Annotated in this window: 24 protein-coding genes and 1 pseudogene; 12 read left to right on the forward strand and 13 right to left on the reverse strand. The window is 72.9% G+C overall.

All coding sequences use genetic code 11. The annotated features are described in order from the left end of the window. The first annotated feature begins 92 nt into the window (after positions 1–92). The 3 genes from ACFW3D_RS10005 (at position 93) to ACFW3D_RS10015 (ending at position 2,067) form a co-directional block, all read left to right on the forward strand. Complete coding sequence (locus ACFW3D_RS10005; RefSeq protein WP_018559133.1) at positions 93–536, forward strand: SseB family protein; 444 nt, start codon at positions 93–95, stop codon at positions 534–536. A 104-nt stretch (positions 537–640) separates the two neighbouring features. Further along, positions 641–1,594, forward strand: coding sequence for a pirin family protein (locus ACFW3D_RS10010; protein WP_500503357.1), 954 nt, complete (start codon positions 641–643; stop codon positions 1,592–1,594). Between the two features lie 233 nt (positions 1,595–1,827). Continuing rightward, positions 1,828–2,067, forward strand: a complete 240-nt coding sequence (locus ACFW3D_RS10015) for a DUF397 domain-containing protein (RefSeq protein ID WP_500503359.1) — start codon at positions 1,828–1,830, stop codon at positions 2,065–2,067. A gap of 22 nt (positions 2,068–2,089) precedes the next feature. On the opposite strand, the gene ACFW3D_RS10020 is transcribed toward ACFW3D_RS10015, so the two are convergent. Continuing rightward, entirely contained in the window at positions 2,090–2,575 is a 486-nt protein-coding gene (locus ACFW3D_RS10020) for an ATP-binding protein (RefSeq protein ID WP_500503360.1), read from the reverse strand. Between the two features lie 193 nt (positions 2,576–2,768). Between ACFW3D_RS10020 and ACFW3D_RS10025 the strand changes: the two genes are divergently transcribed. Continuing rightward, the gene (locus tag ACFW3D_RS10025; RefSeq protein WP_500503362.1) at positions 2,769–3,638 is read left to right on the forward strand and encodes a Sco1979 family transcriptional regulator; all 870 of its coding nucleotides are present in this window, start codon (positions 2,769–2,771) and stop codon (positions 3,636–3,638) included. Positions 3,639–3,779: 141 nt separating this feature from the next. After that, complete coding sequence (locus tag ACFW3D_RS10030) at positions 3,780–4,127, forward strand: STAS domain-containing protein (protein ID WP_500503364.1); 348 nt, start codon at positions 3,780–3,782, stop codon at positions 4,125–4,127. 24 nt (positions 4,128–4,151) lie between these two features. Here ACFW3D_RS10030 and ACFW3D_RS10035 read toward each other — a convergent pair whose 3' ends face one another. Further along, entirely contained in the window at positions 4,152–4,574 is a 423-nt protein-coding gene (locus tag ACFW3D_RS10035; RefSeq protein ID WP_500503365.1) for a CBS domain-containing protein, read from the reverse strand. A 120-nt stretch (positions 4,575–4,694) separates the two neighbouring features. Between ACFW3D_RS10035 and ACFW3D_RS10040 the strand changes: the two genes are divergently transcribed. After that, a complete protein-coding gene (locus ACFW3D_RS10040; RefSeq protein ID WP_499512810.1) occupies positions 4,695–4,964 on the forward strand; it encodes a DUF1876 domain-containing protein in 270 nt (89 codons plus the stop codon). A 13-nt stretch (positions 4,965–4,977) separates the two neighbouring features. On the opposite strand, the gene ACFW3D_RS10045 is transcribed toward ACFW3D_RS10040, so the two are convergent. Then, positions 4,978–6,162 carry a magnesium and cobalt transport protein CorA gene (locus tag ACFW3D_RS10045; protein WP_500503367.1) on the reverse strand — a complete coding sequence of 395 codons (1,185 nt, stop codon included), beginning with the start codon at positions 6,160–6,162 and terminating at the stop codon, positions 4,978–4,980. A 188-nt stretch (positions 6,163–6,350) separates the two neighbouring features. Between ACFW3D_RS10045 and ACFW3D_RS10050 the strand changes: the two genes are divergently transcribed. The 3 genes from ACFW3D_RS10050 (at position 6,351) to ACFW3D_RS10060 (ending at position 11,940) form a co-directional block, all read left to right on the forward strand. Next, entirely contained in the window at positions 6,351–7,193 is an 843-nt protein-coding gene (locus ACFW3D_RS10050; RefSeq protein WP_500503523.1) for an ABC transporter permease, read from the forward strand. Positions 7,194–7,526: 333 nt separating this feature from the next. Continuing rightward, positions 7,527–10,070, forward strand: a complete 2,544-nt coding sequence (locus tag ACFW3D_RS10055; RefSeq protein ID WP_500503369.1) for a SpoIIE family protein phosphatase — start codon at positions 7,527–7,529, stop codon at positions 10,068–10,070. Positions 10,071–10,293: 223 nt separating this feature from the next. Then, positions 10,294–11,940: a glycosyl hydrolase family 18 protein gene (locus ACFW3D_RS10060; RefSeq protein WP_500503370.1), complete on the forward strand. Its 1,647-nt coding sequence runs from the start codon at positions 10,294–10,296 to the stop codon at positions 11,938–11,940. A 77-nt stretch (positions 11,941–12,017) separates the two neighbouring features. On the opposite strand, the gene ACFW3D_RS10065 is transcribed toward ACFW3D_RS10060, so the two are convergent. Next, the gene (locus ACFW3D_RS10065) at positions 12,018–13,496 is read right to left on the reverse strand and encodes a cellulose binding domain-containing protein (RefSeq protein WP_500503372.1); all 1,479 of its coding nucleotides are present in this window, start codon (positions 13,494–13,496) and stop codon (positions 12,018–12,020) included. Between the two features lie 171 nt (positions 13,497–13,667). Beyond that, positions 13,668–14,198, reverse strand: coding sequence for a YceI family protein (locus tag ACFW3D_RS10070; protein WP_500503374.1), 531 nt, complete (start codon positions 14,196–14,198; stop codon positions 13,668–13,670). 87 nt (positions 14,199–14,285) lie between these two features. Between ACFW3D_RS10070 and ACFW3D_RS10075 the strand changes: the two genes are divergently transcribed. Next, positions 14,286–14,792: a MarR family winged helix-turn-helix transcriptional regulator gene (locus tag ACFW3D_RS10075; protein ID WP_500503376.1), complete on the forward strand. Its 507-nt coding sequence runs from the start codon at positions 14,286–14,288 to the stop codon at positions 14,790–14,792. Between the two features lie 37 nt (positions 14,793–14,829). On the opposite strand, the gene ACFW3D_RS10080 is transcribed toward ACFW3D_RS10075, so the two are convergent. From ACFW3D_RS10080 to ACFW3D_RS10095, 4 genes and pseudogenes are all read right to left on the reverse strand, one after another. Next, positions 14,830–15,582: an energy-coupling factor ABC transporter ATP-binding protein gene (locus ACFW3D_RS10080; protein WP_500503378.1), complete on the reverse strand. Its 753-nt coding sequence runs from the start codon at positions 15,580–15,582 to the stop codon at positions 14,830–14,832. Next, the gene (gene cbiQ, locus ACFW3D_RS10085) at positions 15,579–16,340 is read right to left on the reverse strand and encodes a cobalt ECF transporter T component CbiQ (protein WP_500503380.1); all 762 of its coding nucleotides are present in this window, start codon (positions 16,338–16,340) and stop codon (positions 15,579–15,581) included. The genes ACFW3D_RS10080 and cbiQ overlap by 4 nt, the downstream gene beginning before the upstream one ends. Before the next feature lie 2 nt (positions 16,341–16,342). Further along, positions 16,343–17,358 (reverse strand): annotated as a pseudogene (locus tag ACFW3D_RS10090) (energy-coupling factor ABC transporter permease). Between the two features lie 111 nt (positions 17,359–17,469). Next, a complete protein-coding gene (locus ACFW3D_RS10095) occupies positions 17,470–18,033 on the reverse strand; it encodes a histidine phosphatase family protein (protein WP_500503382.1) in 564 nt (187 codons plus the stop codon). Positions 18,034–18,331: 298 nt separating this feature from the next. On the opposite strand from ACFW3D_RS10095, the gene ACFW3D_RS10100 reads away from it, so the two are divergent. Further along, positions 18,332–18,553: a CbtB domain-containing protein gene (locus ACFW3D_RS10100; protein ID WP_500503384.1), complete on the forward strand. Its 222-nt coding sequence runs from the start codon at positions 18,332–18,334 to the stop codon at positions 18,551–18,553. Between the two features lie 16 nt (positions 18,554–18,569). Further along, complete coding sequence (locus ACFW3D_RS10105) at positions 18,570–19,349, forward strand: CbtA family protein (RefSeq protein ID WP_500503386.1); 780 nt, start codon at positions 18,570–18,572, stop codon at positions 19,347–19,349. A gap of 69 nt (positions 19,350–19,418) precedes the next feature. Here the strand turns inward: ACFW3D_RS10105 and ACFW3D_RS10110 are convergent, their stop codons facing one another. The 4 genes from ACFW3D_RS10110 to ACFW3D_RS10125 all read right to left on the reverse strand — a co-directional run bounded on the left by ACFW3D_RS10110 (position 19,419) and on the right by ACFW3D_RS10125 (position 24,379). Further along, positions 19,419–20,666, reverse strand: coding sequence for a Tm-1-like ATP-binding domain-containing protein (locus tag ACFW3D_RS10110; protein ID WP_500503388.1), 1,248 nt, complete (start codon positions 20,664–20,666; stop codon positions 19,419–19,421). A gap of 40 nt (positions 20,667–20,706) precedes the next feature. Next, positions 20,707–22,824, reverse strand: coding sequence for a SpoIIE family protein phosphatase (locus ACFW3D_RS10115; RefSeq protein WP_500503390.1), 2,118 nt, complete (start codon positions 22,822–22,824; stop codon positions 20,707–20,709). A 214-nt stretch (positions 22,825–23,038) separates the two neighbouring features. Beyond that, a complete protein-coding gene (locus ACFW3D_RS10120; protein ID WP_500503392.1) occupies positions 23,039–23,800 on the reverse strand; it encodes a DUF4118 domain-containing protein in 762 nt (253 codons plus the stop codon). Positions 23,801–23,842: 42 nt separating this feature from the next. Next, positions 23,843–24,379 carry a universal stress protein gene (locus ACFW3D_RS10125; RefSeq protein WP_500503394.1) on the reverse strand — a complete coding sequence of 179 codons (537 nt, stop codon included), beginning with the start codon at positions 24,377–24,379 and terminating at the stop codon, positions 23,843–23,845. Positions 24,380–24,459 lie beyond the last annotated feature (80 nt).

Below are 24,459 nucleotides of genomic sequence, written 5' to 3' on the forward strand. Positions count from 1 at the left end.
CAGCGCAAGCCGGGGGAGCCGCGGGGCCCGCCCTCCGGGCGGCCGGAGCTACTTTGACGACACGGCCCCAGCGGCCCGATACGCTGTGTGCCGTGTACGGCTACGACCAGAACGGGATGGCAGGGGCCGCGCCGCCGATGGGCGGGGCGCCGATGGGTGCGAGCTACCCCGAGCCGTCGCCGCCCTCGCTGGCGGACGCGGTCCGCGCCTTCACGACGGGCTCCATGTCGGCCGAGGACTTCCAGGCCGTCTTCGCCACGTCCAAGGTCTACTGCCCGCGCGGTGACAACCCGGGCTTCCTCGCGCTGCACGACACGCAGCAGCCGGTGATCCCGATGTTCTCCTCGCTGAAGCAGCTGCGCCGCTACGCCGGCAAGGAGTCCAAGTACTTCGTGATCACGGGTGCCGAGGTGCTGGACCTGCTGCCGACCGGCTACGGCTTCGTGCTGGACATGGAGGGCGAGCACCGGATGGTGTTCGACGCGAAGGCGGTCGAGCAGATGGTGGAGTTCACCATGCGCCGCATGTACGGCTGATCCGGCCCTCACCGCGCGGAAACCGGACAAAGGCCGGGGATCGGTTGCGGATTGTTCAGCGTTCAACTATGTTGAACATTGAACAATCCGAGGAGGATCTGGCCATGCCCGCAGTGACCGTCGAGAACCCGCTGACCCTGCCGCGCGTCCACGCCCCCGCCGACGCGGTCCAGCGGCGTGCGCTGCAGGTGACCACCGCCCCCAGCGGCTTCGAGGGGGAGGGCTTCCCCGTCCGCCGTGCCTTCGCGGGCATCGACTACAAGAACCTCGACCCGTTCATCATGATGGACCAGATGGGTGAGGTGGAGTACGCGCCCGGAGAGCCCAAGGGCACGCCCTGGCACCCGCACCGCGGCTTCGAGACCGTCACCTACATCATGGACGGCGCCTTCATCCACCAGGACTCGCACGGCGGCGGCGGCACCATCACCGACGGTGACACGCAGTGGATGACGGCCGGCAGCGGCCTGCTCCACATCGAGACCCCGCCCGAGGCGCTGGTCATGAGCGGCGGCCTGTTCCACGGTCTGCAGCTGTGGGTCAACCTGCCCGCCAAGGACAAGATGATCGCGCCCAAGTACCAGGACATCCGCGGCGGCAGCGTCAGGCTGCTGGCCTCCGAGGACGGCGGCGCGCTGATCCGGATCATCGCCGGCGAGATCGACGGGCACCAGGGCCCGGGCGCCACGCACACCCCGATCACCATGCTGCACGTCTCGGTGAACCCGGGCGCCCAGCTCACGCTGCCCTGGCGCGCGGACTTCAACGCCCTGGCGTACGGCCTGTCCGGCCGCGGCACCGCGGGTCCGGAGGGCCGGGCCTTCCGTATGGGGCAGGCGGTGGTCTTCGGGCGCGGCGATTCCCTCACGATCCGCGCCGACGAGACCCAGGAATCGCGCAGCCCCAACTTCGAGGTCGTCCTTCTGGGCGGTCTGCCGATCCGTGAGCCGATGATGCAGTACGGCCCCTTCGTGATGAACACCCACGCGGAACTCGCCCAGGCCTTCGATGACTTCAAGGCCGGCCGGCTCGGCACCGTTCCCGCCGGTCAGGAGTGACGGCGGCGGCTCCGGGTAACCTCCGGCATTAAACGGCCCCGTCCGGGAATCCGATTCCCGGACGGGGCCGTCGCATACGGTGGGAGCAATTCCGTCGGTCGGTTCGTTGGCTCTTCATTGGCCGCTGCATTCACCCTGAGTGACTGCACGTGCACTTGCACGTGCAGATGCACGTGACTTCGTGTCTGGCTATCATCTCCCCTGTCCTGCACGGCACTTACCTGGAGAGAAGCATGCGCCACACGTACAACGGCATGGCCGCGTCCGATCTCCGCGGAGTGGTGTGGCAGAAGAGCCGGCACAGCAATGCGAACGGTCAGTGCGTGGAACTCGCCGCGCTTCCGGGCGGGGACGTGGCCGTGCGCAATTCACGTTTTCCGGACGGACCGGCGCTGATATACACGAAGGACGAGATCGAATCCCTCATCGTGGGGATGAAGAACGGGGAGTTCGATCACTTCGTGGCGAACTGACCGCGGTCGTCCCCGGTGCGGCTCAATGTGACGGGCCGTCGTTCCGGCCGGGCATGCGGAAGAGCGCCCAGACGACCTTCCCGGTGCCGGTCAGGGGATGCCAGCCCCAGGTCTCGCTGAAGGACTCCACCAGATGCAGCCCGCGCCCCGACTCGGCCACGAAGTCCGGGGCCTTGGCGACGGGTCCGTGGTTGCTGGGGTCGCGCACCGCGCAGACTACGCGCGTTGACCATCTGACCAGGCTGAGCCGGACGCACCCGTGGGCCGCGTCCTCGGGCAGTGCGTAGCGCAGGGCGTTGGTCACCAGTTCGGAGGCGACGAGTTCGATGCCGTCCCGGAGTTCCTCGAGGTCCCAGGCGTGCAGTGTCGTCCGCGCGAATCTTCGTGCGTCGCCGACCGCTTCGTAGCGCGGCGGGAGCGGGCAGGAGGTGGCGCTCGACGACGAAAGACGCTCCGGAACCAGCCCGTCCCATAAGGGCTGCACCCCGGCCGAGCTCTCAGTCCACATGCGCACCACCCGGTATCGGCACGTACGTCATCGTCCCGTACGGCCGTGGGCCGATGCAAGGGGCGGATGCACGTGCATTTGCATGACGCGGGACAGGTGGTGCGGAAGTGGCGATCGAGAGTGACCGATCGAGTACTGAACGCAGCACGGAGATGGCAGACTGCTGGATGCCACGGGGAGAAGGTAGGCGCAAATGACCACAGTGCAGTCGGGAAGCGGATCGATGGTGCGCCGCATCCTCCTGGGCTCGCAGCTGCGCAGGCTGCGCGAGGCGCAAGGCATCACCCGTGAGGCCGCCGGCTACTCGATCCGGGCGTCGGAGTCGAAGATCAGCCGCATGGAGCTCGGGCGCGTGAGCTTCAAGGAGCGCGACGTTGCCGACCTGCTCACCCTTTACGGCATCACGGACGACGCCGACCGCACGGCGCTGCTCGGGCTGGTGCGCGAGGCGAACGTCGCCGGCTGGTGGCACGGTTTCGGCGACGTCCTGCCGGCGTGGTTCCAGACGTACGTCGGCCTGGAGGAGTCGGCCTCGGTCATCCGTTCCTTCGAGACGCAGTTCGTGCACGGACTGCTGCAGGCCGACGACTACACCCGCGCCGTCATCGAGCTGGGGCACCCGGACGCCCCCGCCGACGAGGTGGAACGCCGGCTGGACCTGCGGCACAAGCGGCAGAAGCTGCTCACCTCGGAGCTCGCCCCGGAGATCCTGGCCGTGATGGACGAGGCCGTCGTGCTCCGCAGGTTCGGCGGACGGGAGGTGATGCGGGCCCAGCTCGCGCACCTGGTCGAGGTCTCGGAGCAGCCGAACGTGACGGTGCAGCTGCTGCCGCTGGAGTTCACCGGCTACTCCGCGGGCGCCAGCGGGACCTTCACCCAGCTGACCTTCCCGGAGTCCGACGTCCCGGACGTCGTGTACGTGGAGCAGCTCACCGGGGCGATGTACATCGACAAGCGCGAGGAGGTCGAGCAGTACCGCGTCGTCATGACGAAGCTCCGTGCCGACTGCCTCTCCCCGGACGCCACCCGGGACCGGCTGAACGCCATCCTCCGCGACATGTGAAGGCACCCCGGCGGCAACGCCGGGTGCTGCCCGCCACCCCTCCGAACAGGGGTTTTGCAGCTTTTAACAGGTCTCACTCGATCGAGTGAAGTGGACCTTGACGCATCGGTCGGCTGATCGGCCCGGTGATCTCATGCTGCGGTGAGCCCGTACCTGCGTACCCGCACGACCGACGGGTGCGTCGTGGTCGAACTCAGCGGGGAGATCGACATCGTGGCGGCGATGGAGATCACCCCGCTGCTCGACGCCCTGACCCGTGCCCCCGGTCCGGACCTCGTCGTCGACCTCGGGCCCGTGGACTTCATCGACTGTTCCGGACTCGCCGCCCTGTGCCGGGTACGGAGCCGGGTCCACGGCAACGGCGGGCAGGTGCAGTTCGTCTGCGCCCGGCCCCCGACCCTCAAGGTCCTGCGCGCCACCGGGCTGATGAACGCCTTCCGGCCGGTGCCGAGCGTGGGCGAGGCGCTCGCCCGGATCGGGCGGCCGTGACCGCCCCGCCCGTACGGCCGCGGGTCAGTCCGAGCAGACGGCCGACACGAACTCGGCGACCCGTTCCTGCGGCAGGTGACGGGCCACGTCGGCCTCGCTGATCATGCCGATGAGGCGGTGCGCGGGATGGTCGATCACCGGCAGCCGGCGCACCCGGTACTCCTCCATCAGCTCCAGCACCCGGTCGATCTGCTCGTCCCCCTCGATGATCTGCGGGCGGCCCATGGCCAGCTCGCCGCAGGAGACCTCGGCCGGGTCGCGCCCCTCGGCGACGCACTTCAGCACGATGTCCCGGTCGGTGACGATGCCGACCAGCACGTCGTCGTCCCCGCAGATCGGCAGCGCGCCGATGTCCTGCTCACGCATGATCCGGGCCGCGTCGGTGAGGGTCTCCCGTTCCCCGACGCACATGGCGCCGGGATGCATGATGTCCAGTGCGGTGGTCATGACGGCGCCTCCTTGCGGCCGGGACCGTTTTCCTTTGGCTCCATCGTCACCCTGGTGGAGTACTTCCGCGATAGGGAGCACGCTGGTAGGAGACACCGGGACCGCTGGAGGTGTTCCGTCATGCAGACCCTCGTCGGATGGCACATCGAGATGGACTTCCGGGAGGACGGCGCGCGGACGAAGGCCGCCGCGCTGCTCCGCCTCCCGGACGGCACGGAGGTCAGGTCGCACGGTCACGCCAACCGGCATCCCTCCGACCCGGACCAGGAACGGGTCGGCGAGGAACTCGCGGCGGCCAGGGCGCTCAACGACCTCGCGCGTCAGCTCCTCGGCAAGGCGGCGCACGAGATCGAGGAGGTCACGCACGTGCCCGCGCACCCCAGGATCTGACCCCGCCGGGCCCTCACAGCCAGCCGCGGCGTTTGAAGACCAGGTAGAGGCTGACGCAGACCACGCCCATCAGCAGGATCGCGAAGGGGTACCCGAGCAGCCAGTGCAGTTCGGGCATGTGGTCGAAGTTCATGCCGTAGATGGTGCCGACGAGCGTGGGCGCGAAGAGGATGGCGGCCCAGGCGGAGATCTTCTTGATCTCCTCGTTCTGCTCGAAGCCGGCCTCCGCCAGCGCCCGCATCTCGGCGTTCTGCTGCTGCGCGACGAGGGTCGCGTTGAGGGTGAGCAGGTCGCCGAGAGCCTGCCGGAAGCCGTCCACCCGCTCGATGGTGTGCGTGACGTGGTCGGCCACGTCGCGCAGGTAGCGCTGCAGCTCCTCGCCCGTGCCGTACTTCACGAAGCCCGCCTGCAGGCCGTCCAGCATGGGGACGAGCGGGCGGGTGGCGCGCTGGAACTCCAGCACCTCCTGGGAGAGCTCGTAGATCCGGCGGGAGACCTGGGGGTCGCCGCCGAAGACCTGGATCTCGCTCTCCTCCATGTCCTTCTCGACCCCCGCGACGACCGGGGCGTAGCCGTCGACGACCGTGTCGAGTATCGCGTAGAGCACCGCCTCCGGCCCGAGCGTCAGCAGCTCGGGGTTGCTCTCCATGCGGCGCCGCACGGCGGACAGGTCGGGGGCCGCGCCGTGGCGGACGGTCAGCACGAATCCGGGGCCGACGAAGATGTGCAGCTCGGCGAAGTCGACCTCCTCCGGGGCGTCCAGATAGCGGGCGGCGCGCAGGACGACGAAGAGGGTCTCGCCGTAGCGCTCCAGCTTGGGGCGCTGATGGGCCTGGATCGCGTCCTCCAGGGCCAGCGGGTGCAGGTCGAACTCCTTCGCCAGCGAGACCAGCTCGGCCTCGCTCGGCCGGTAGAGCCCGATCCACGCCATCGCGCCCGGCTCCGCACGCAGCTGCGCGTACGCCTCGGCGAGCGAGGAGGGGGTGGCGATGCGCCGCCCGTCGCGGTACAGGGCGGCGTCCATCACGCTGCTCACGGCGGAGGCCGCGGTGTCCGCGATCCGCGGCTGCAAGGAGGCGTCGCCCTCCCCGGCCGGCGGTGCGGAGGGCCCGGCCGGGCGGGCCGTCCTCGCCGTCCTGGCCTTCCCCTTCGCCGAGTTCCTCAGTGCGCGCAGCGCTCGCAGTCGACGCCCGGACACCGGCAGCACCCCCTCCTTCGGGCCTTGCGAGCAGGGTAGCCCGAGCCCGCCGGGGAAGGGCCGCACCTCACCCGGACCGGCACGGGGGCCGGCATCCGGGTCAGGCGTCGCGGTCCCGCTCCTGCCGTGCGCCGCCACGCCCGTACGCGTCCAGGATCCGGCCGATCGTGCGCTCGAACCAGGCGTCCATGTCGACGGCCGGGCCGGCGTTCGCCAGCGCCGCGGCCAGGCGCGGGTACGGTGCCCTGGCCGACGGGCTCGCGCTGCTCGGCCGTCATCTGCTGCGGGTGCGCCGGGCCCCGGGGCTGTTCGTCCTCACCCAGGCGATGCCGCTGATCCTGCTGCTCTTCTTCGGCTACGTCTTCGGCAGTGCGCTCACCCTCCCCGGGGACGGCGGCTACCGCTCCTACCTCCTGCCGGGGCTGTTCACCGCCGTCGCCGCCGGCGGGCTCATGACCGGCATGATGCAGGCCGCGCAGGACGCGCAGCGCGGGGTGGCCGACCGCTTCCGCACCCTGCCGATCAGCAGGGCCGCGGTGCCGCTCGGCCAGGCGGCCGCCGATGTGCTGGTCACCGCCGCCGGGCTGGTGCCGCTCGCCCTGGTGGGGTGGGCCGTGGGCTGGCGGGTGGAGGCGGGCGCGGGCCCGGTGCTCGGCGCGTACGGCCTGCTGCTGCTCTTCCGCTTCGCCACCTGCTGGGCCGGGATCCACCTCGGGCTGCTGCTGCGCGACGAGGAGGCCGCGGGGCAGCTCGGGAGCGCCACCTTCGTCCTCCAACTGGTCTCCGGCGCCTACGTTCCCACCTCCGGCATGACCGGCTGGCTGCGCGCCGTCGCGGAGTGGAATCCGCTCAGCGCGGTGGCCGCCGCCTGCCGCGGGCTCTTCGGGGGCCCGGCCGCCCGGCTCGCCGACGCCCCGGGCGCGGCCTGGCCCGTGGTCCATCCGGTCGCGGCCTCGGCGGGCTGGTCGCTGGCGCTGCTCGCGGTCTTCGTGCCGCTGGCGATACGGCGGTACGCACGCGGGGGGCGCTGACCGGGGCCGACGAGTAACCTGATTCGCGGGGGACACGGGGGCCGTACTCCGGAGGTCTTGATGGACGTCCCGGTGCTGTTCGGCCGGTTTCTCCTCGCGTCGCCCGCCCCCGCGGGGGCCGCCGCCCGCCCCGAGGACCCGTCCCCGCCGGGCGTGTTCCCGAGGCCGCCCGCCCTCCCCTCCCGTGCCCGCCCCGAGCTCCGGCAGGCAGCCGGCACGCTCTCCGACCCGCCTTCCCGTTTCCCGTGACGCCGTGAGCGGCGTTCGCCGAGTGGGAAGAACAAGAACGGTGAGCGGAGCGTAACGTTGCGGGCGGATACGGAGTGGCTGGCCATGGGGACTCCCGGGGAAGGCGTGGACGCGGGCGTGGCGGACGCCGTCACGCTGTTGCTCGACACCGAGGGAAAGCTGCTGACCTGGCCTCCCGCCGCCGAGCGGCTGCTCGGCCGGCAGGCGGCGGACGTCGTCGGCACCCCCGCGGTGGGGCTGCTCGCCCCGGAGGACGCGGGGCGGCCGCCGGAGATCGCGGAGTGCTGCCGTACCGAGGGCGGCTGGACGGGCGTGCTGCGGCTGCGTCGTGACGACGGCATGAGGGTCACGCTGGGCGTCCGGGTGGCCGGTCTCCCGGCGGGCATCGGCGGCTCGTCCGCCCGCTGGATGGTCCTGGCGGCGGAGTCCCGCAGCACCGCCCGGTCGGCGGCGTCCCGGATGACCCCGTCGATGCTGGAGCGGATCGTGGGCCAGACGCCGATCGGGCTGGCGGTGGTCGACACCGAACTGCGCTGCGTCTGGTCGAACGCGGCACTGGAGCGCTTCGGCGGCGGCCCTTCCCAGGAGCGGCTGGGGCGCCGGCTCGCGGAGATCCAGCCGGGCCTGAACGCCACGGTCCTGGAGGCGCAGATGCGCCAGGTCCTGGAGACGGGCGTGCCGCTGATCGACTACGAGCACGTCGGACGCTTCCGAACCGACCCGCGCCGCGAGCAGGCACACGCGATGTCCTTTGTGCGCCTGGAGGACGAGCGCGGCGTCCCGGTGGGCGTCTGCTACTCCGTGGTCGACATCAGCGACCGCTGGCGGGCGCGGAAGCGGCTGTCGCTGCTGGACCGGGCCAGCGAGCACATCGGCCGCACCCTGGACGTGATGCACACCGCGCAGGACCTGGCCGACGTGGTCGTGCCCGACCTCGCCGACTACGTGGCGGTGGAGTTGCTGGAGTCGGTCATCAAGGGCGCGGAGCCGCAGCCCGGCCCGTTGGGCGACGCGGTCGCCGTGCCGCTGCGCCGTGCCGGGATGCGGACGGCACGGCAGGGCGAGCCGATGCCGGCGTTCGGCGTCGGGGCCGTCTCCGCGTACCGGGAGGACACCCCGCCGATCCGCTGCCTGACCGACGGCACCTCCTGGCTCAGTTCCCGGCTGGACCCGCTGGAGCCGGGGTGGGCCGCGGGCCCGGTCGGCGGCCGGACGTCGCACTTCGGCGAACTCGGGCTGCACACGGCGATGGTGGTGCCGATCCGCGCCCGCGGGGTCACCCTCGGCGTGACCCTCTTCTTCCGGGTGCGCCGGGCCGACCCCTTCGACGGGGAGGACCTGCGCCTGGCGGAGGAGGTCGTCGCCAGGGCCGCGGTCTGCCTGGACAACGCGCGCCGCTACACCCGCGAGCGGGACGCGGCCCTGGTGCTGCAGCGCAGCCTGCTGCCGCACACCTTCCCCCCGCAGGACGCGGTGGAGGTCGCCACCTACTACCGGCCGGCGGACGAGCTGTCGGGCGTGGGCGGCGACTGGTTCGACGTCATCCCGCTCTCCGGGGCGCGGGTCGCGCTGGTGGTGGGCGAGGTGGTGGGCCACGGTATCGAGGCGGCCGCGACGATGGGCCAGTTGCGCACGGCGGTGCGGACCCTGGCCGACCTGGACCTGCCGCCGGAGGAGCTGCTGGCGCACCTGGACGACCTGGTCGTCCAGGTCTCCCGGGAGGCCGGGGAGTCCGCGACCGTCGGGGTCGGCGGCAGCGCGCTCGGGTCGAGCTGTCTGTACGTGACGTACGACCCGGTCAGCAGGCACTGCGTCATGGCCAGTGCCGGGCACCTGCCGCCCGCTGTGCTCCGGCCCGCCGGCGAGCGGTGCGGGGCCGAGGGCGGCGAGGCCGTCCGCTTCCCCGAGCTGCCCATCGGCCCCGCGCTGGGTCTGGGCGGACTGCCCTTCGAGGCCACCGAGTTGCAGATGGAGGAGGGCAGCGTCCTCGCGCTGTACACCGACGGCCTGGTCGCCCCGGTGGAGGGCACGGGCGACGTGCCGGAAAGCGGGCGGAGCCGGCTGCGGGCCGCCCTGGAGGCCGAGGACCTGCCGCTGGACGCGCTGTGCCGCGGCGTCGTCGACGAACTGGCCCCCGCCCGCCCGCACGACGACGTGGCGCTGCTGCTGGCCAGGACCCGCTGCCTGGACATCGGCCGGGTCGCCTCCTGGGACCTGCCCACCGACCCGGCGGTCGTGGGGCGGGCCCGTGAGCTGTCCACCCGGCAGCTGGAGGACTGGGGCCTGGGCGACCTCGCGTTCACGACCGAACTGGTCGTCAGCGAGCTGGTGACCAACGCCATCCGGCACGGTTCCGGTCCGATCCGCCTCCGGCTGATCCTGGAACGCGCGCTGATCTGCGAGGTCTCCGACGCCAGCAGCACCTCGCCGCACCTGCGGCATCCCCGCACCACGGACGAGGGCGGCCGCGGGCTGTTCCTGATCTCGCAGTTCGCCCAGCGGTGGGGGACCCGCTACACCGACGACGGGAAGATCATCTGGGCCGAGCAGTTCCTCGACGGCCACGGCCCCGACGTGGGCATCGACATCGGCATCGACAACACGGTCACCGTGAGCGGACCGGCCTGAGGCGGGGCTCCGCCGCACGCCCTCATTCGTTCACCCGTACGCCCCGGCGCCATCGCCGGGGCGTCGTGCTGCGGGCCGAGGGGGCCCGAGATGGTCCAGACCTATTGACCATCTGGTCCAGACCTTTCTACCCTGCCAGGGAACTGTGGTGGGCATGACATCGCGTCAACCGTCCACCAGGCGGCATCGGTTTCCCCGTCGGCCCCCCACTCGAGGAGCACCCTTGAGCACTGGAGACACCCCAGGCACTCCACGCACCAGACGCATCAGGACCACAGCCGCCGCGGGACTCACCGCGCTGCTGCTCCCGCTCGCCGCGCTTGTCGGTCTGGCCACGCCGGCCCACGCCGCGGGTACCACCGCCACGTACACCAAGACCCAGGACTGGGGCACGGGGTTCGAGGGCAAGTGGACGATCACCAACGGCGGTTCCTCGCCCATCAGCAGCTGGACCGTCGAGTGGGACTTCCCCGCCGGCACGTCGGTGACCTCGGCGTGGGACGCCGACGTGACCGGCTCCGGCACCCACTGGACCGGCAAGAACAAGAGCTGGAACGGCACCCTGGCCCCGGGCGCCAGCATCAGCTTCGGCTTCAACGGCACCGGTAGCGGCAGCCCGAGCGGCTGCAAGCTGAACGGCGGCTCCTGCACCGGCGGTGGCGGCGGCGACCCGACGCCCACGCCCACGCCCACCCCGACCCCGACCCCGACGCCCACCCCGACCCCGACGCCGACCCCCACCGGCCCCGCGGGGAGCAAGATCCGCCTCGGCTACTTCGCCGAGTGGGGCGTCTACGGCCGCAACTACCACGTCAAGAACCTGGTGACCTCCGGCTCGGCGAGCAAGCTGACCCACATCAACTACGCCTTCGGCAACGTCACCAATGGCCAGTGCGCGATCGGTGACTCCTACGCCGACTACGACAAGGCCTACACCGCCGACCAGAGCGTCGACGGCGTCGCCGACACCTGGGACACCGGCGCCCTGCGCGGCAGCTTCAACCAGCTGCGCAAGCTGAAGAAGCAGTACCCGAACATCAAGATCCTCTGGTCGTTCGGCGGCTGGACCTGGTCCGGAGGCTTCGGCCAGGCGGCCGCCAACCCGACCGCCTTCGCCAACTCCTGCTACAACCTGGTCGAGGACCCGCGCTGGGCCGACGTCTTCGACGGCATCGACATCGACTGGGAGTACCCGAACGCCTGCGGTCTGTCCTGCGACACCAGCGGCGCCTCGTCCTTCAAGACGCTGATGTCCGCACTGCGGACCAGGTTCGGCTCCAACAACCTGGTCACCGCGGCCATCACCGCCGACGGCACCAACGGCGGGAAGATCGATGCCGCCGACTACGCGGGCGCCGCCCAGTACGTCAACTACTACAACGTGATGACGTACGACTACTTCGGCGCCTTCGACGCGGACGGCCCGACCGCCCCGCACTCTCCGCTCACCTCCTACAGCGGCATCCCGATCGCCGGCTTCTACTCCGACGCGGCGATCCAGAAGCTGAAGGGCAAGGGCATCCCGTCCGGCAAGCTCAACCTGGGCATCGGCTTCTACGGCCGCGGCTGGACCGGCGTCACCCAGTCCGCCCCGGGCGGCTCGGCGACCGGCGCGGCCCCGGGCACCTACGAGGCGGGCAACGAGGACTACAAGGTCCTCAAGAACACCTGCCCGGCCACCGGCACCGTCGCGGGCACCGCGTACGCGCACTGCGGCAACAACTGGTGGAGCTACGACACCCCGTCGACCATCGCGGGCAAGATGACCTACGTGAAGAACCAGGGCCTCGGCGGCGCGTTCTTCTGGGAGTTCAGCGGCGACACCAGCAACGGTGAGCTGATCACCGCGATCAACAGCGGCCTGAGCTAGCAGTCGGGAGCAGGGCCGTACGGGCCGGAGGCGCGGGGTCGTGACCGCTCCTCCGGCCCGGTCGTGTCCGGGAGGCGTCAGCCGGTGGCGCAGGACGCGCCGTCGAGGGTGAAGCCCGACGGCGGGGAGGGGACGCCGGGCCGGCTGCCGACCAGCCCGAAGGTGACCGAACCGCCCGCCCGCACCCACCGGTTGTAGTCCTCGGCCCGGGCGGTGACCGTCCCGCCGCGCTGGGAGAAGTCGGCGTCCCACATCTGCGTCACGCGCCGGCCGTCGGAGTACCGCCAGCCGACCGTCCAGTCGTGGAGGTCCTTGCGGGTCGTCAGGGTGACCTCGGCCTGGAAGCCGCCGTACCACTGGTCGGTCACCTCGTAGGTGATCGTGCAGGACGGCGCCGGCTTCACCGGGGCGTCGTGCACGGGCGGCGGGGCGGAGGACGGTACGTCCTCGGCGGCGGGGATGGTGTGCTCGGCGGCGGAGGGCTCTATCTCCTCGGGGAGCCGCGCGTTCCCGGAGGGGTCGGCCGCGCCGGAGGTGCCGGACGCGCCCGGTGACGGCAGCGGCGGGAAGCCGGGACCCCCCGGAGCGGTGCCGTCGTTGCCGCCCTGGGCCGTCGGCGCCGCCTGGGCGGACCGGGGGGCGGAATCGTCGGTGGTGACCAGGACGGTCAGGCCGACGACGGCGGCCAGCACCGCCGCCGCGGCGACGACGGTGGCCCGGCCCCTGGGCAGCCGGCTCCCCGTCCGCCCCGCGCGGGCGGCACGGGCGGCCCGCCGCGACGGCGGGGGCGGAACGGCACCGTGCCCGGCCGCCCGGCGCCGGGCCTCCAGGTAGGCCGGACCCGCCCAGCCCAGCACCCCTTCGGCCAGCGCCTCGGCCGGGCCGTCGCCGAACGGGGTCAGGCACACGGCCGCCCGCGCGCACTCGGCGCACCCGCGCAGGTGCCGTCGCAGGTCCTCGGGCGCCGCCTCGACGGACATCCGGGTGGCGGCGTCCAGCAGCCGGGCGTACCCGTGGCACTCGTCGGAGGGCGGTTCCTCCTGGTGGGCGCGGAGGCAGCGGTCCCGGAAGTCCTCGCGGGCCCGGGCGGTCTCCCGCTCCGCGGCGGCGACGTCGATGCCCAGCACGCGGGCGGTCACGGTCGCGGGGCGGCACTCGACCTCCGCGGACCACAGCAGTGCCGCGTCCGCCTCCGCCATGTCCCGCAGCCCGCGCAGGGCCAGCGGCTCCGGTCGCGGTGCCCTGCCCCGGCGCGCGGCGCGTTCCGCGTTGAGCCAGATGCGGAACTCCGGCTGGAGGCTGTTCCCCTCGCCCCGGGCCTGCCAGTCCGCGGCGGTGTCCCGTACGGCGGTCAGCAGCAACGGCAGCGTCGGCAGGGCCGGTACGGACACGGTGCCCATCGCGTCGGGCGCCTGGTCCAGGCCCCGGTCGAAGGCGTCGGCGGCCAGTCGTCCGCCGTCCTCGGGAGTGAGTGTGCACAACTGGGCGAAGCACAGCGCTTCCGCCCAGTACTCGGACAGCGGTACGGCCTCGGGGACCGGGGCTGCGGCAGTCATCGGGCGGAGAACCAACCCTTCGGCGTCGGGAGGCGGCTGCGCCTGCGCCTTGTGGTGCCGGGAGCCTTTCACGGTTTCCACACAAGTAGCAAGGCGCGACTTCGTTTGCCGATGGGGTAGTTGGGGCGTGAGCGGGACTGTGCGGTTCTGCTCCGCCGTGAACGGTGCCGGTCAGTCGTGGTGGACGAAGCGGGCGGCGACCGTGAGGGTCGCGGAGCCCTTGATCATGCCCATCCGGTTCCACGTGATCCCGAAGTCGGCCCGGTCGACGAGCGTTTCGACGGTGAGCACGACGGCGTCCGCGGCTGCGGCCTCGACGCGACCGGTGAGGTTGACCGGGCGGGTGGTGCCGCGGACGGTCAGTTCGCCGTCGGCGGTGAGGGCGCCGTCGGTGCCGGCGGTGACCCGGTGGGCGGTGAAGACGATCGACGGGTGGGCGGCGGCGTCGAGGAAGTCGGTGGAGCGCAGATGCGTGTCGCGCTGCTTGTTGCCGGTGTCCAGCGAGGCGGCGCCCACGGTGAGGGTGCCCTGCCCGGTGCCGTCGGCGGCGAGTACGCCCGTGCCGCCGACCTCGCCGAACGTGCCCTTCACCGTGGCCATGCCCCACATCGTGCGGTGCGCGAACCGTACGGCCGAGCCCGCGGGGTCGAGGGTCCAGGTACCGGTGCGCAGCCCGGTGGGGGTGGTCGTCGCGTCGGTCATGGGGCACCGCATCCTTCGATAGCTGAATAGCTCGCCAGATATTAAGTAGCCAGTTAGACAATAGCTGGCGTTGGTACCCTGGGCAATGTGACGGCGGAGATCCACGTGGAGACGGACGGCCGGTGCCCGGACACCGCCGACCTGCACCTGCTCGCGCGGTGGGACGCGCTGCAGTCGGGCTTCCGGCGGATCACGGACCAGTTGCTGGCGGACGTCGAGGCACGTTCGGGGCTGGCCCCGTCCTCGTTCCAGGCGCTGTGGTTCCTGATGACCACGCCGGAGCGGTCGGCGCCCATGTACCGGCTCGCGGGCACCCTGGGCTTCACCACGGCGGGCACCACCAAGGTCGCGGACCGCCTCACGGAGGCGGGGCTCATCGAACGCCACCCCTGCCGGGAGGACCGGCGCGTCACGCTGGCGGTGCTGACCGACCGCGGCCTGCAGGTGGCGATGACGGCGGCCCTCACGCTGGCCGACGCGCTGCGCGAGCGCGTGGTGGGGCCCCTCGGCGGCACGGAGCGCTTCGACGCCCTCACGGACGCCGTCACCGCCGTCGACCCGGAGCCGCCGTCCGGGCCCCCGTGCGGGGGCTGAGGATCCGGGACGAGGATCCGGGACGAGGCGCCGGGGCTCAGGCCCGGACGGTGACCGAGCGGGGGTCGAAGCCGTAGGGGAGCTCCAGGCGGTGGGCGCGCATCAGGGCGTCGTCGGAGAGCAGTTCCTGGGTGCGGCCGTCGGCGACGACGGTGCCGCCGCTGAGGACGACCGAACGCGGGCACAGCTCCAGCGCGTACGGCAGGTCGTGGGTGACCATCAGTACCGTGACGTCCAGCGAGCGCAGGATGTCGGCCAGTTCCCGGCGGGAGGCGGGGTCCAGGTTGGAGGAGGGCTCGTCCAGGACGAGGATCTCCGGCTCCATGGCGAGGACGGTCGCCACCGCCACGCGGCGCCGCTGGCCGAACGACAGGTGGTGCGGCGGCCGGTCGGCGAACTCCGCCATGCCGACCCGCTCCAGCGCCTTGCGGACGCAGGCCTCCAGCTCGGCGCCGCGCAGACCGGCCGCGGCCGGGCCGAAGGCGACGTCCTCGCGGACAGTGGGCATGAAGAGCTGGTCGTCCGGGTCCTGGAAGACGATGCCGACCCGGCGCCTGACCTCGGCCACGTGCTTGCGGTCGCCGACCGGGAGCCCGGCGACGGTCACGGAGCCGGCGCCGGCCTCGAGGATGCCGTTGAGGTGCAGCACGAGGGTGGTCTTGCCGGCGCCGTTGGGGCCGAGCAGGGCGACCCGCTCGCCGCGGGCGATGGTCAGGTCGACACCGAACAGCGCCTGGTGGCCGTCGGGGTAGGCGTAGGCGAGGCCCTTGACCTCGAGCGAAGCGGTCACAGGAACCATCCCATCAGGCAGACCGCCAGTGCGGCGGCCGGGAGCACGGCCGCGTACGACCACTGGGCACGGGTGGCGGTCACGTCGTCGATCACCGGCATGCTGCCGGCGTAACCGCGGCTGACCATCGCCAGGTGGACGCGTTCGCCGCGCTCGTAGGAGCGGATGAACAGGGCGCCCGCGGACTTGGCGAGCACGCCCCAGTGGCGCGGGCCGCGCGCCTCGAAGCCGCGCGACGCGCGCGCGACGCGCATCCGGCGCATCTCGTCGGTGATGACGTCCCCGTACCGGATCATGAACGAGGCGATCTGTACCAGCAACGGGGGCAGCCGCAACCGCTGCAGGCCGAGGAGGAGTTCGCGCAGCTCCGTGGTGGAGGCCAGCAGCACGGAGGCGGCGACGCCGAGGGTGCCCTTGGCGAGGATGTTCCAGGCGCCCCACAGGCCGTGGACGCTCAGGGAGAGGCCCAGCACCTCGGTGCGCGGGCCCTCGGCGACGAACGGCATGAGGAAGGCGAAGGCGACGAACGGCACCTCGATCAGGAGCCGTCGCAGCAGGAACCCCGCCGGGACGCGCGCCACGACGGCGACCGTGGCCAGCAGCACCGCGTACAGGCCGAAGGCCCACACCGCGGAACGCGGTGTGGACACGACGACCAGCACGAAGCAGAAGACCGCGGCGATCTTGCACTGCGGGGGCAGTGCGTGCACCGGTGAGTGCCCGTGCCGGTAGAGCCGGTGGGCGTGCCCAGCCCCCACTGCTAGCTCGCGTCCGCGCGCGGACGGCGGCGGACGACCCAGAAGACGCCGGTGCCGAGCGCGAGGGTGGCGCCGACGCCGATCACGCCGGCGAGGCCGCCGGAGAGCCGTGCGTTGCCGACGTCCTTGGTCTGGTAGTCCGCCAGCGGGGAGTCCTTGGCCGCGTGGTCCTCGGCCTTCCTGTCGATGCCGTGGTCCGCGGCGACCTTCTCCAGGCCGTCCGGGCTGGCGGAGGCGTAGTAGCTGACGAATCCGGCGAGCAGCACGGCGGCGATCAGGCCGGCGATCCACAGCGGCCGTATGCCGCCGCGCTTGGGGGTGGTGGTCACGGCCGCCATCAGACGGTCGCCTCCTTGAGCTCCAGCGGGCGGCGCAGGTCACGAGCGCCGTGGACGAGGTCGGGGCGGACGGCGATCACGGCGCCCACCGTCGCGGCGGTGATCACCGCCTCGCCGATGCCGATCAGGACGTGTACGCCGACCATGGCGGTGAAGACCTTGCCGAGGGAGACGTCGGTGGTCCCGCCCAGCGCGTAGATCCCGGTGAAGGCGACGGCCGCGGCCGGGACGGAGACCAGGGCCGCGACGAAGGCCGCGCCCGTCACCCCGCCGCGTCCGTTCGGCAGCACCTTGACCAGCCCGCGGAAGAGGGCGTAGGCGACGACCACGGTGACGATCGCCATGTCGGTGATGTTCACGCCGAGCGCGGTCAGACCGCCGTCGGCGAAGAGCACGCCCTGGATGAGCAGGACGACGGACACGCACAAGACCCCTGTATAGGGGCCGACGAGTATCGCCGCGAGTGCGCCGCCGAGGAGGTGACCGCTGGTGCCCGCGGCCACCGGGAAGTTGAGCATCTGGACGGCGAAGATGAACGCCGAGACGAGTCCGGCCAGCGGCGCGGTGCGCTCGTCCAGTTCGCGCCGCGCGCCGCGCAGGCTCACCGCAACGGCTGCGGCCGCGACGGCACCGGTCGCCACCGACACCGGGGCGTCGATGAATCCGTCGGGTACATGCATGGGGGAGCTCCAGGTCGGGTCCGGGTCGGGTCGGCGAAGTCGAACGCTCAATCATAGGGTCTTATTGCGAGCCATTCGCAAGAGCCTGTCGACTGCTGGAGCGCACCCTGCTCAGGCCGGCGGGCGTCCCGCCCGCAGGTTCCAGCGCCCGGACCGCCCGCTGAACTCCGTCGCCGTCAGCGGCGGCACGTCGATCCGCCAGAACGACGCCTCGGGCGCACCCAGGGCCCGTACCGCGCAGGCCCGGACGATCTCCGGTTCGACGACGGCCAGTACCCGGCCCGGAGTCGCGGCCAGCCCGTCGAGCCAGCCGCCGACACGGGCGCACAGGTCGCGCAGCGACTCGGCGTCGTGCGGTGCGGCGTCCGGGTCGGAGAGCCAGGCGGCGACCGCCTCCGGCTCCTCGGCGCTCACCTCGGCCAGGGTGCGTCCCCGCCAGCGGCCCAGCGCCCACCCCGCGGGCGCCGTCTCCTCGGCTGTGAGGCCCAGCGCCTCCGCCGTCGCGCGGCAGCGCACCGTGGGGGAGACGGGCACGGGCCCGGAGGAGTGCAGCGAACCGGCCAACGCGCGTGCGGCGCCCAGTGCTTGCTCGTCCGGCGGCACGTCGTCGTCGAAACGCGCCTCGCGCAGCGCCGCGTTAGCCACCGGTGAGATCAACATCACCCGGGTCGTCATGCACCCTCCTCGTCCTGCGGCGACCCCGTGGAATCGCCGAACTTCCCCTTCACACCTGGCCCGTCGGTCGTACGGAAGCAGCTCCCGCGCACGCCGGGGCGCACACGCGCGCCCTTGGCCGGATCACCGGATCGCGGTACCGTCACGACGACATTCACGACGACACGGCGGAAGTCCGGTGCAAATCCGGCACGGTCGCGCCACTGTAAGCCCAGCCCCGCGCCAGGCGAGTCAGACCCGCAGTCGTCCGACAGAGCTCCACCGACAGGGACGCGAGTTCCCACCAGGAGGTCATGCCATGGCGCAGTCCGCCGCCTCTCCGGCCGTTGCCCCTTCCGCCGCCCCCGTGACGCTGCCGATCAGGGCGATCCTGCCCTGGGCGGTCTTCTTCGGCGTCCTGATGCTGGTCCTGCTCTACTTCGTGGGCGCCGAGCAGGGGGCCACGTCCCTCATGTCCGGTGAGAACGTCCACGAGTGGCTGCACGACGGGCGCCACCTGCTCGGCTTCCCCTGCCACTGACAGGGGCGCCGCACCGATGAACCCCGTCAACTCCGTCACCGTCAGGCAACTGCTGGTGCGGGGCATGCTGGCCGGCCTCGCCGCCGGCGCGCTCGCCCTGGTCGTCGCCTACCTGCTGGGCGAGTCCCGGGTCGACGCCGCCATCGCGTTCGAGGAGTCGCACGCCCACGAGCACGGCGGCGCCGAACCGGTCAGCCGTGCCCTGCAGTCCACCGCCGGTCTGGCCACCGGCCTCCTCGTGTACGGCGTGGCGCTGGGCGGCATCGCCGCCCTCGCCTACTGCTTCGCCCTCGGGCGGATCGGCCGCTTCGGCGCCCGGCCCACGGCGATGCTGCTGTCGGCCGCGGCGCTGGTCGCGGTCTACGTCGTGCCCTTCCTGAAGTACCCGGCGAACCCGCCGGCCGTCGGCGACCCCGACACCATCGGCAAACGCACCACGCTGTACTTCCTGATGATGCTGCTCAGCGTGCTGCTCGCGATCGCCACCGTGATCCTCGGCAGGCGCCTCGCGCCGCGCCTGGGCAACTGGTACGCGACCGTGGCCGCCGGTGGCTTCTTCGTCGTGACCGTGGGGCTCGCGTACGCGTTCCTGCCCGGGATCAACGAGGTGCCGGAGCACTTCCCGGCGGCGCTGCTGTGGCAGTTCCGTCTGGCGGCGCTGGCGATCCAGCTGACGCTGTGGACCTCCTTCGGGCTGGTCTTCGGCCACTTGGCCGGACGTCTGCTGGAACCGGCCCCGGCAGGCTCCTCCGCGGGGCGCGGCTCCGTGGGCGCGGGCACGGCGGCCTCCGTCTGAGGCCGTCAGATCCGCCGCCAGGGCCTCCGTCCAGGCCCGCCGCACCGGCCGGGACCGCCCGTACGACGCTCAGCGCGTCGTGCGGGCGGTCGCGTGTGCGGAGGCGATGAGGGCGTGCAGCCGCTCCGCCGCGGCGCGGCCGAAGGCGGGGTCGTTGATGTGCGTGTCGTACTCGGCGACCTCCACCCGGCTGCCGCGCAGTTCCTCGCGGAGGGTGCGGAACAGCACCCCGTCCACCGCGCGGTCGTGGTACGGCCCGCCCGGCGCCCCGAGGGTGGACAGCCCGCGCAGCGGCAGCAGGAGCGTGACCGGGCCGGTGGCCGCGCGCAGCTTCGCCGCGACCTGACGGCCGAGTTCGGCGCACTCGGCGGCGGAGGTGCGGATCACGGTCACCGAAGGGTTGTGGACGTGGACGTGGCGGGACCGGAAACGGTCCGGCAGCGAGGCGAGCGGGCCGAACTTGACCATGTCCAGCGCCCCCGGGCCCACCACCTGCGGCAGCCCGGCGCGGCCCGCGGCGCGCAGCCGGTCGGGTCCCGCGCCGAAGGCGCCGCCCACCAGTTCGTCGGCGAGCTCGCTGAGCGTCAGGTCCAGCACCCCGCTGAACATGCCCTCCCCGGCGAGCGTCTCCAGGGAGCGGCCGCCGGAGCCCACGGAGTGGAAGACCAGCACCTCGTAACCGAGTTCGGTGAGCCGCGCACGGGCGGCGTCGACCCCGGGGGTCGTCACGCCCGCCATGCTGGCCGCCACCAGCGGCCGGTCCCCGGCGGGCGGGGCGGCCGATCCGGCGAAGCCCCTGGCCATCCCGGCGATCGCGTCCGCCGCGTTGGCCAGGATCGGCGCCGACACCCGGTTGACGCCCGCGATGTCGACGACGCTGTACATCATGGCGATGTCGGTGGAGCCGACGTACGGGGAGACGTCGCCCGCGGCCATCGAGGAGACCATCAGCTTCGGCACGCCGAGCGGCAGCGCCCGCATCGCGCGGGTGGCGATCGAGGTGCCGCCGCTGCCTCCGACGGCCAGGACGCCGTGCAGCCTGCCCTCGTCGTGCAGCCGGCGCACCACCCGCGCCGCCCCCTCGGCCATGACCGTCACCGCGGCGCCGCGGTCGCCCGCCCGGCGCAGCCGTTCGGCGTCCGCGCCCGCGGCGGAGGCCACGACGGTGCGGGGGATGTCGGGGGCCACCAGGGGCTCGCCGGCCACGCCCGCGTCGATCAGCACGACCTCGACGGCGCGGCGCAGGAGGCGGTCCCGCAGCCAGCCGTACTCCGTGCCCTTGGTGTCCAGCGTTCCGAGCAGCGCAACCACCGGCATGGACACCAGTGTTGGGGCCCGGGGTGGAAGTGACAAGGCCTCATGACGGGGGCACGGGGCGCAGCAGCAGGAGCGCGGTGTCGTCGGTGCGGTCCGTGGCCGGGCCGTCGTAGTGCACGAGCACGTCGGCGAGTTCGTCCAGCGGGAGCCGGCCCCGGGAGGACAGGGTGACCGCCAGGGCGGCGATGGCCTCGTCCAGGTCGCCGCCGGGGGTCTCGATGAGCCCGTCGGTGTAGAGCGCGAGGACCGCGCCGCGGGGCAGCGTCAGCGTGATGGTGGGGTACTCGGCGCCCGGGTCGATGCCGAGCAGCAGCCCGGCCGGCCGGCTGAGGATGTCGGTGCGGCCGTCGGGGAAGCGCAGCAGGGCCGGCGGGTGGCCCGCGGAGGCGAGCCTCAGGACGCCCTCCGTGAGCTGGAGGTGGGCGTAGAGGCAGCTGGTGAAGAGCCCGGTGTCGAGTTCGTCCAGCAGCCGGTTGGTGCGGGCCAGCACCTGGGCGGGGGCGGCGCCGGCGGTGGCGTGCGCATGCACTGCGGTGCGCACCTGGCCCATCAGGGCGGCGGCGTTGACGTTGTGGCCCTGGACGTCGCCGATGACGGCGGCGACGCAGGTGTCGTCCAGCCGGATCAGGTCGTAGAAGTCGCCGCCGACCTCCATGCCGGTGGTCGCCGGCAGGTAGCGGGCGGCGACCTCCAGGCCGGGCAGGGTGGGCAGGGTGTGCGGCAGCAGCCCGGCCTGCAGGCTGTGCGCGAGGTGGTGCTTGGCGTCGTAGATCCGGGCCCGGTCCAGGGCCTGGGCGATCAGCCCGCTGAGCGAGGTCAGGGCGGCCCGTTCGTCGGCGGGGAAGGAACACTCCTCGGCGAACGCGAGGACGCAGGCGCCCACCGGGCGGCCGGAGGCGATCAGCGGCAGGAAGGCCCAGGCCGACATGTCGGACAGCGGTTCCAGGCCCTGGTAGGCCCGGACGAGGTCCTGCGGTGAGCCGTAGAAGCTGGGGACGCCGGTGGTCAGGGCCCGGGTCGCCGGGAGGTGCGCGGTCAGCGCGGTGCCGTCGAGGGCCGCCACCACCTCGGGCCGGTAGCCGCGGTCGCCGATGACGCGCAGCCGGCCGCCCTCCGCGACGCACAGCACGAAGGCGTCGGCGCCGATCGCGGACGGGAAGAGGTCGGCGACCAGCCGGACGACGTCGTCCACCCCGACGGCCTCGGTGAGGGCCGTCGCGAGGTGCATGAGGTGGTAGATCGCGCCGATCCGGACCGGCACCGCGGACTCGTCGTACGGCACCGCCTGCGCGGCGGGGCCCGCCGCACCCGCGTCGGTGGGGGAGATCCGCACGCTGACCCCGGTCGCGTCCGGGTAGAGCTGCACGAGCAGCCAGTGGTCGGGCGGCCGCAGGGCGGTGAACGAGACGGGCTGCCCGCTTAGCACGGCGGCGCGGTAGCGGTCCTCGTGGGCGGGGTCCCGCAGCCAGCGCAGGCTCTCCCAGGGGAAGGTGCCCACGAGCCGTTCGACGGGGACGCCGACGAGTTCCGCCGCGCGGGGACTGGCGTAGGTGATCCGCCCGTCGAAGTCGAGCGCGCAGGCCCCCTCGGGCAGCCGCCGGGCCCAGTCCGCCGCCGCCAGGGCCTCGGCCGGGTCCACCGGGACGGCCCGCGCGGTCCGCAGCACCCGCGGCTCGGGCCCCGGCAGGATCGGTTCCCCGTCGGCGCCGGCCCGTACGAGCTGGTCGCAGAGGCGCTCGCGGGCGTGCTCCAGCAGCGCGCGCTCCGCGGGCGGCGCCTCGGCGGGGCGCGGGCGGGACCAGATCAGCACGAGCGTGCCGAGCGTGGCGTCGCCTCCGGTCAGCGGGACGGCGGTCATGGACAGGTCGTACGGCATGACCAGCGCCGTGCGCGGATAGCGGTCCGCCAGTTCCTCCCGGGAGCCGACCCGGATGGTGCGGCCCTCCCGCACGGCGTCGGCCACCGGCGTCGACCGCTCCATCGGCAACCGCGACCAGGGCATCGACAGCTCTCGCGGCGACCCGGTGATGACCTCCATCCCGAGGGCACGGCCCTCGGGCATCACCAGGAAGATCGCACCGACATGCGCGCCCGTCGCGCGCACCACTTCGGTGAGCACCTGGTCCAGCAGCTCCCGCGCGGGGGCAGTCACCACCATGCGTGGCTCCACCATCGGGCCGACACCACTTATAAGTGGACGATACGCCCACCTCCGGCCCCCCTCCTGTTGCCGGAACCGGTGTCCCGGGGCCGCGCGCGTGCGGCCCGGTCGGCATTGGGGCACACCGCCGCACCGCCTCCCGTGACATGGGCGACCAACGCCCGGGGGCCCGCCCCGGGGCCGTACCGGGCCGGTCAGAGGGCCGTGCCGGTCAGAGGGCCGGGGCGGTGGGGGTGCCCGCGATGGCGCTGCCGGCCTGGTCGGCGAGGGTGACGGCGACCAGGCGGGCCTGGCGGGAGGGGACGGTGCCGGGGGTGGGGAGCATCATGAAGCGGCCGTGGAAGTGCCCGTTGTGGAAGACGCGGAGCTCGACCTCCTGGTCCGGCAGGCCCAGCGCGTCGGCGTTCCAGGGGCGGCGGCCCCGCACCACGGTGCCGTCCTGTTCCAGCCGTGGCGGGTGCCCGACGAGGGTGCCGTACTCGAACCGGCAGCCCCGCAGGTGCAGCAGGCTGACCAGTTGGTCGCGGACGTGGTCGACCACCACGTGCGGGGACACCGCGGACTGGGTGAGGCGTGCCGTCTCGTGGATGCGGGCGAGGTGGTCGGCGTCGGTGATCGCGATCACCGCGAGCCGCCTGGTGCGGGCGGCGAGTTGGGAGACGGCCAGGCCGACGGCGAGCAGCAGGACCGCCGTCACCGCGTCGCCCGGAGCGCTGATCGTGAACCGCCCGTAGGGCGGGGCGAAGAAGAAGTCGAACCAGGCCGCGGCCGACAGCGCGGCGACCGCCCCGGCACGGCGGCTGCCGAGGACGGCGACCGCCACGACGGCGACCACCAGCACCAGGGCCACGTGGGTGTTCGACATCTGCGTGCGGAACGGCGCGAGCAGCAGGCACACCAGCGGGGGCAGGAGCAGCCCGGCCGGCAGGGCGAGCCGTGCCGGGTGGGGGAAGCGGAAGGAAGGGCGCGTCATCGTCATCGCCTCCGTCGGAGGGGCCCGCCGCGGCCCCTGGGGTCACCGCAATGGCATGCCGGCGTGCAGGGGCAGCCGCCAGGTGTTGCGGCGGTGCACGTCCTCGAGGACTTCGTGGAGCGGGGAACGGGGTACGGCGAGCACCGGGCAGGCGGCGTGGACGAGGCAGTGCCTGGCCACCGAGGGACTCAGCATCCGGCGCAGCCGGCCGCGTCGTCCGGCGCCGACCACCAGCAGGTCGTCCGGGCGGTCCGCGACCTGGGTCAGCGCCCATCCCGCGGGTCCGCGGACGACCAGGGCGCGCATGGGGAGGCGCTCCGGGAGGCCGCCGAAGGCGGCGTCGACGGCTTCGACCAGCTGCCGCCGGGCCCGGTCCTGCCATTCGCGCAGCAGCGGCGGGCAGGGGGAGCGGCGGTAGGCGAACTCCCCGCCCGGCGGTTCCCAGGCGAGCACGGCGAGCAGCACCGCGCCCGTGCGGCGTGCCTCGGCGGCGGCCCGGTGCAGCGCCGTGAGGCTGCCGAGGGAACCGCTCACCCCCACGACCACGCGGTGGTTTCCGGCGTCATCCATGTCTTCCATGGAAGACCCGGGCGGGATGCCCGCGGGGCGTTTTGTCGTCCCCTTGTCGCCGGGCGGTGCACTCCTGACGCCGCCCTGAC

This window comes from Streptomyces sp. NPDC058864, from assembly GCF_042742985.1.
Lineage (GTDB): Bacteria > Actinomycetota > Actinomycetes > Streptomycetales > Streptomycetaceae > Actinacidiphila.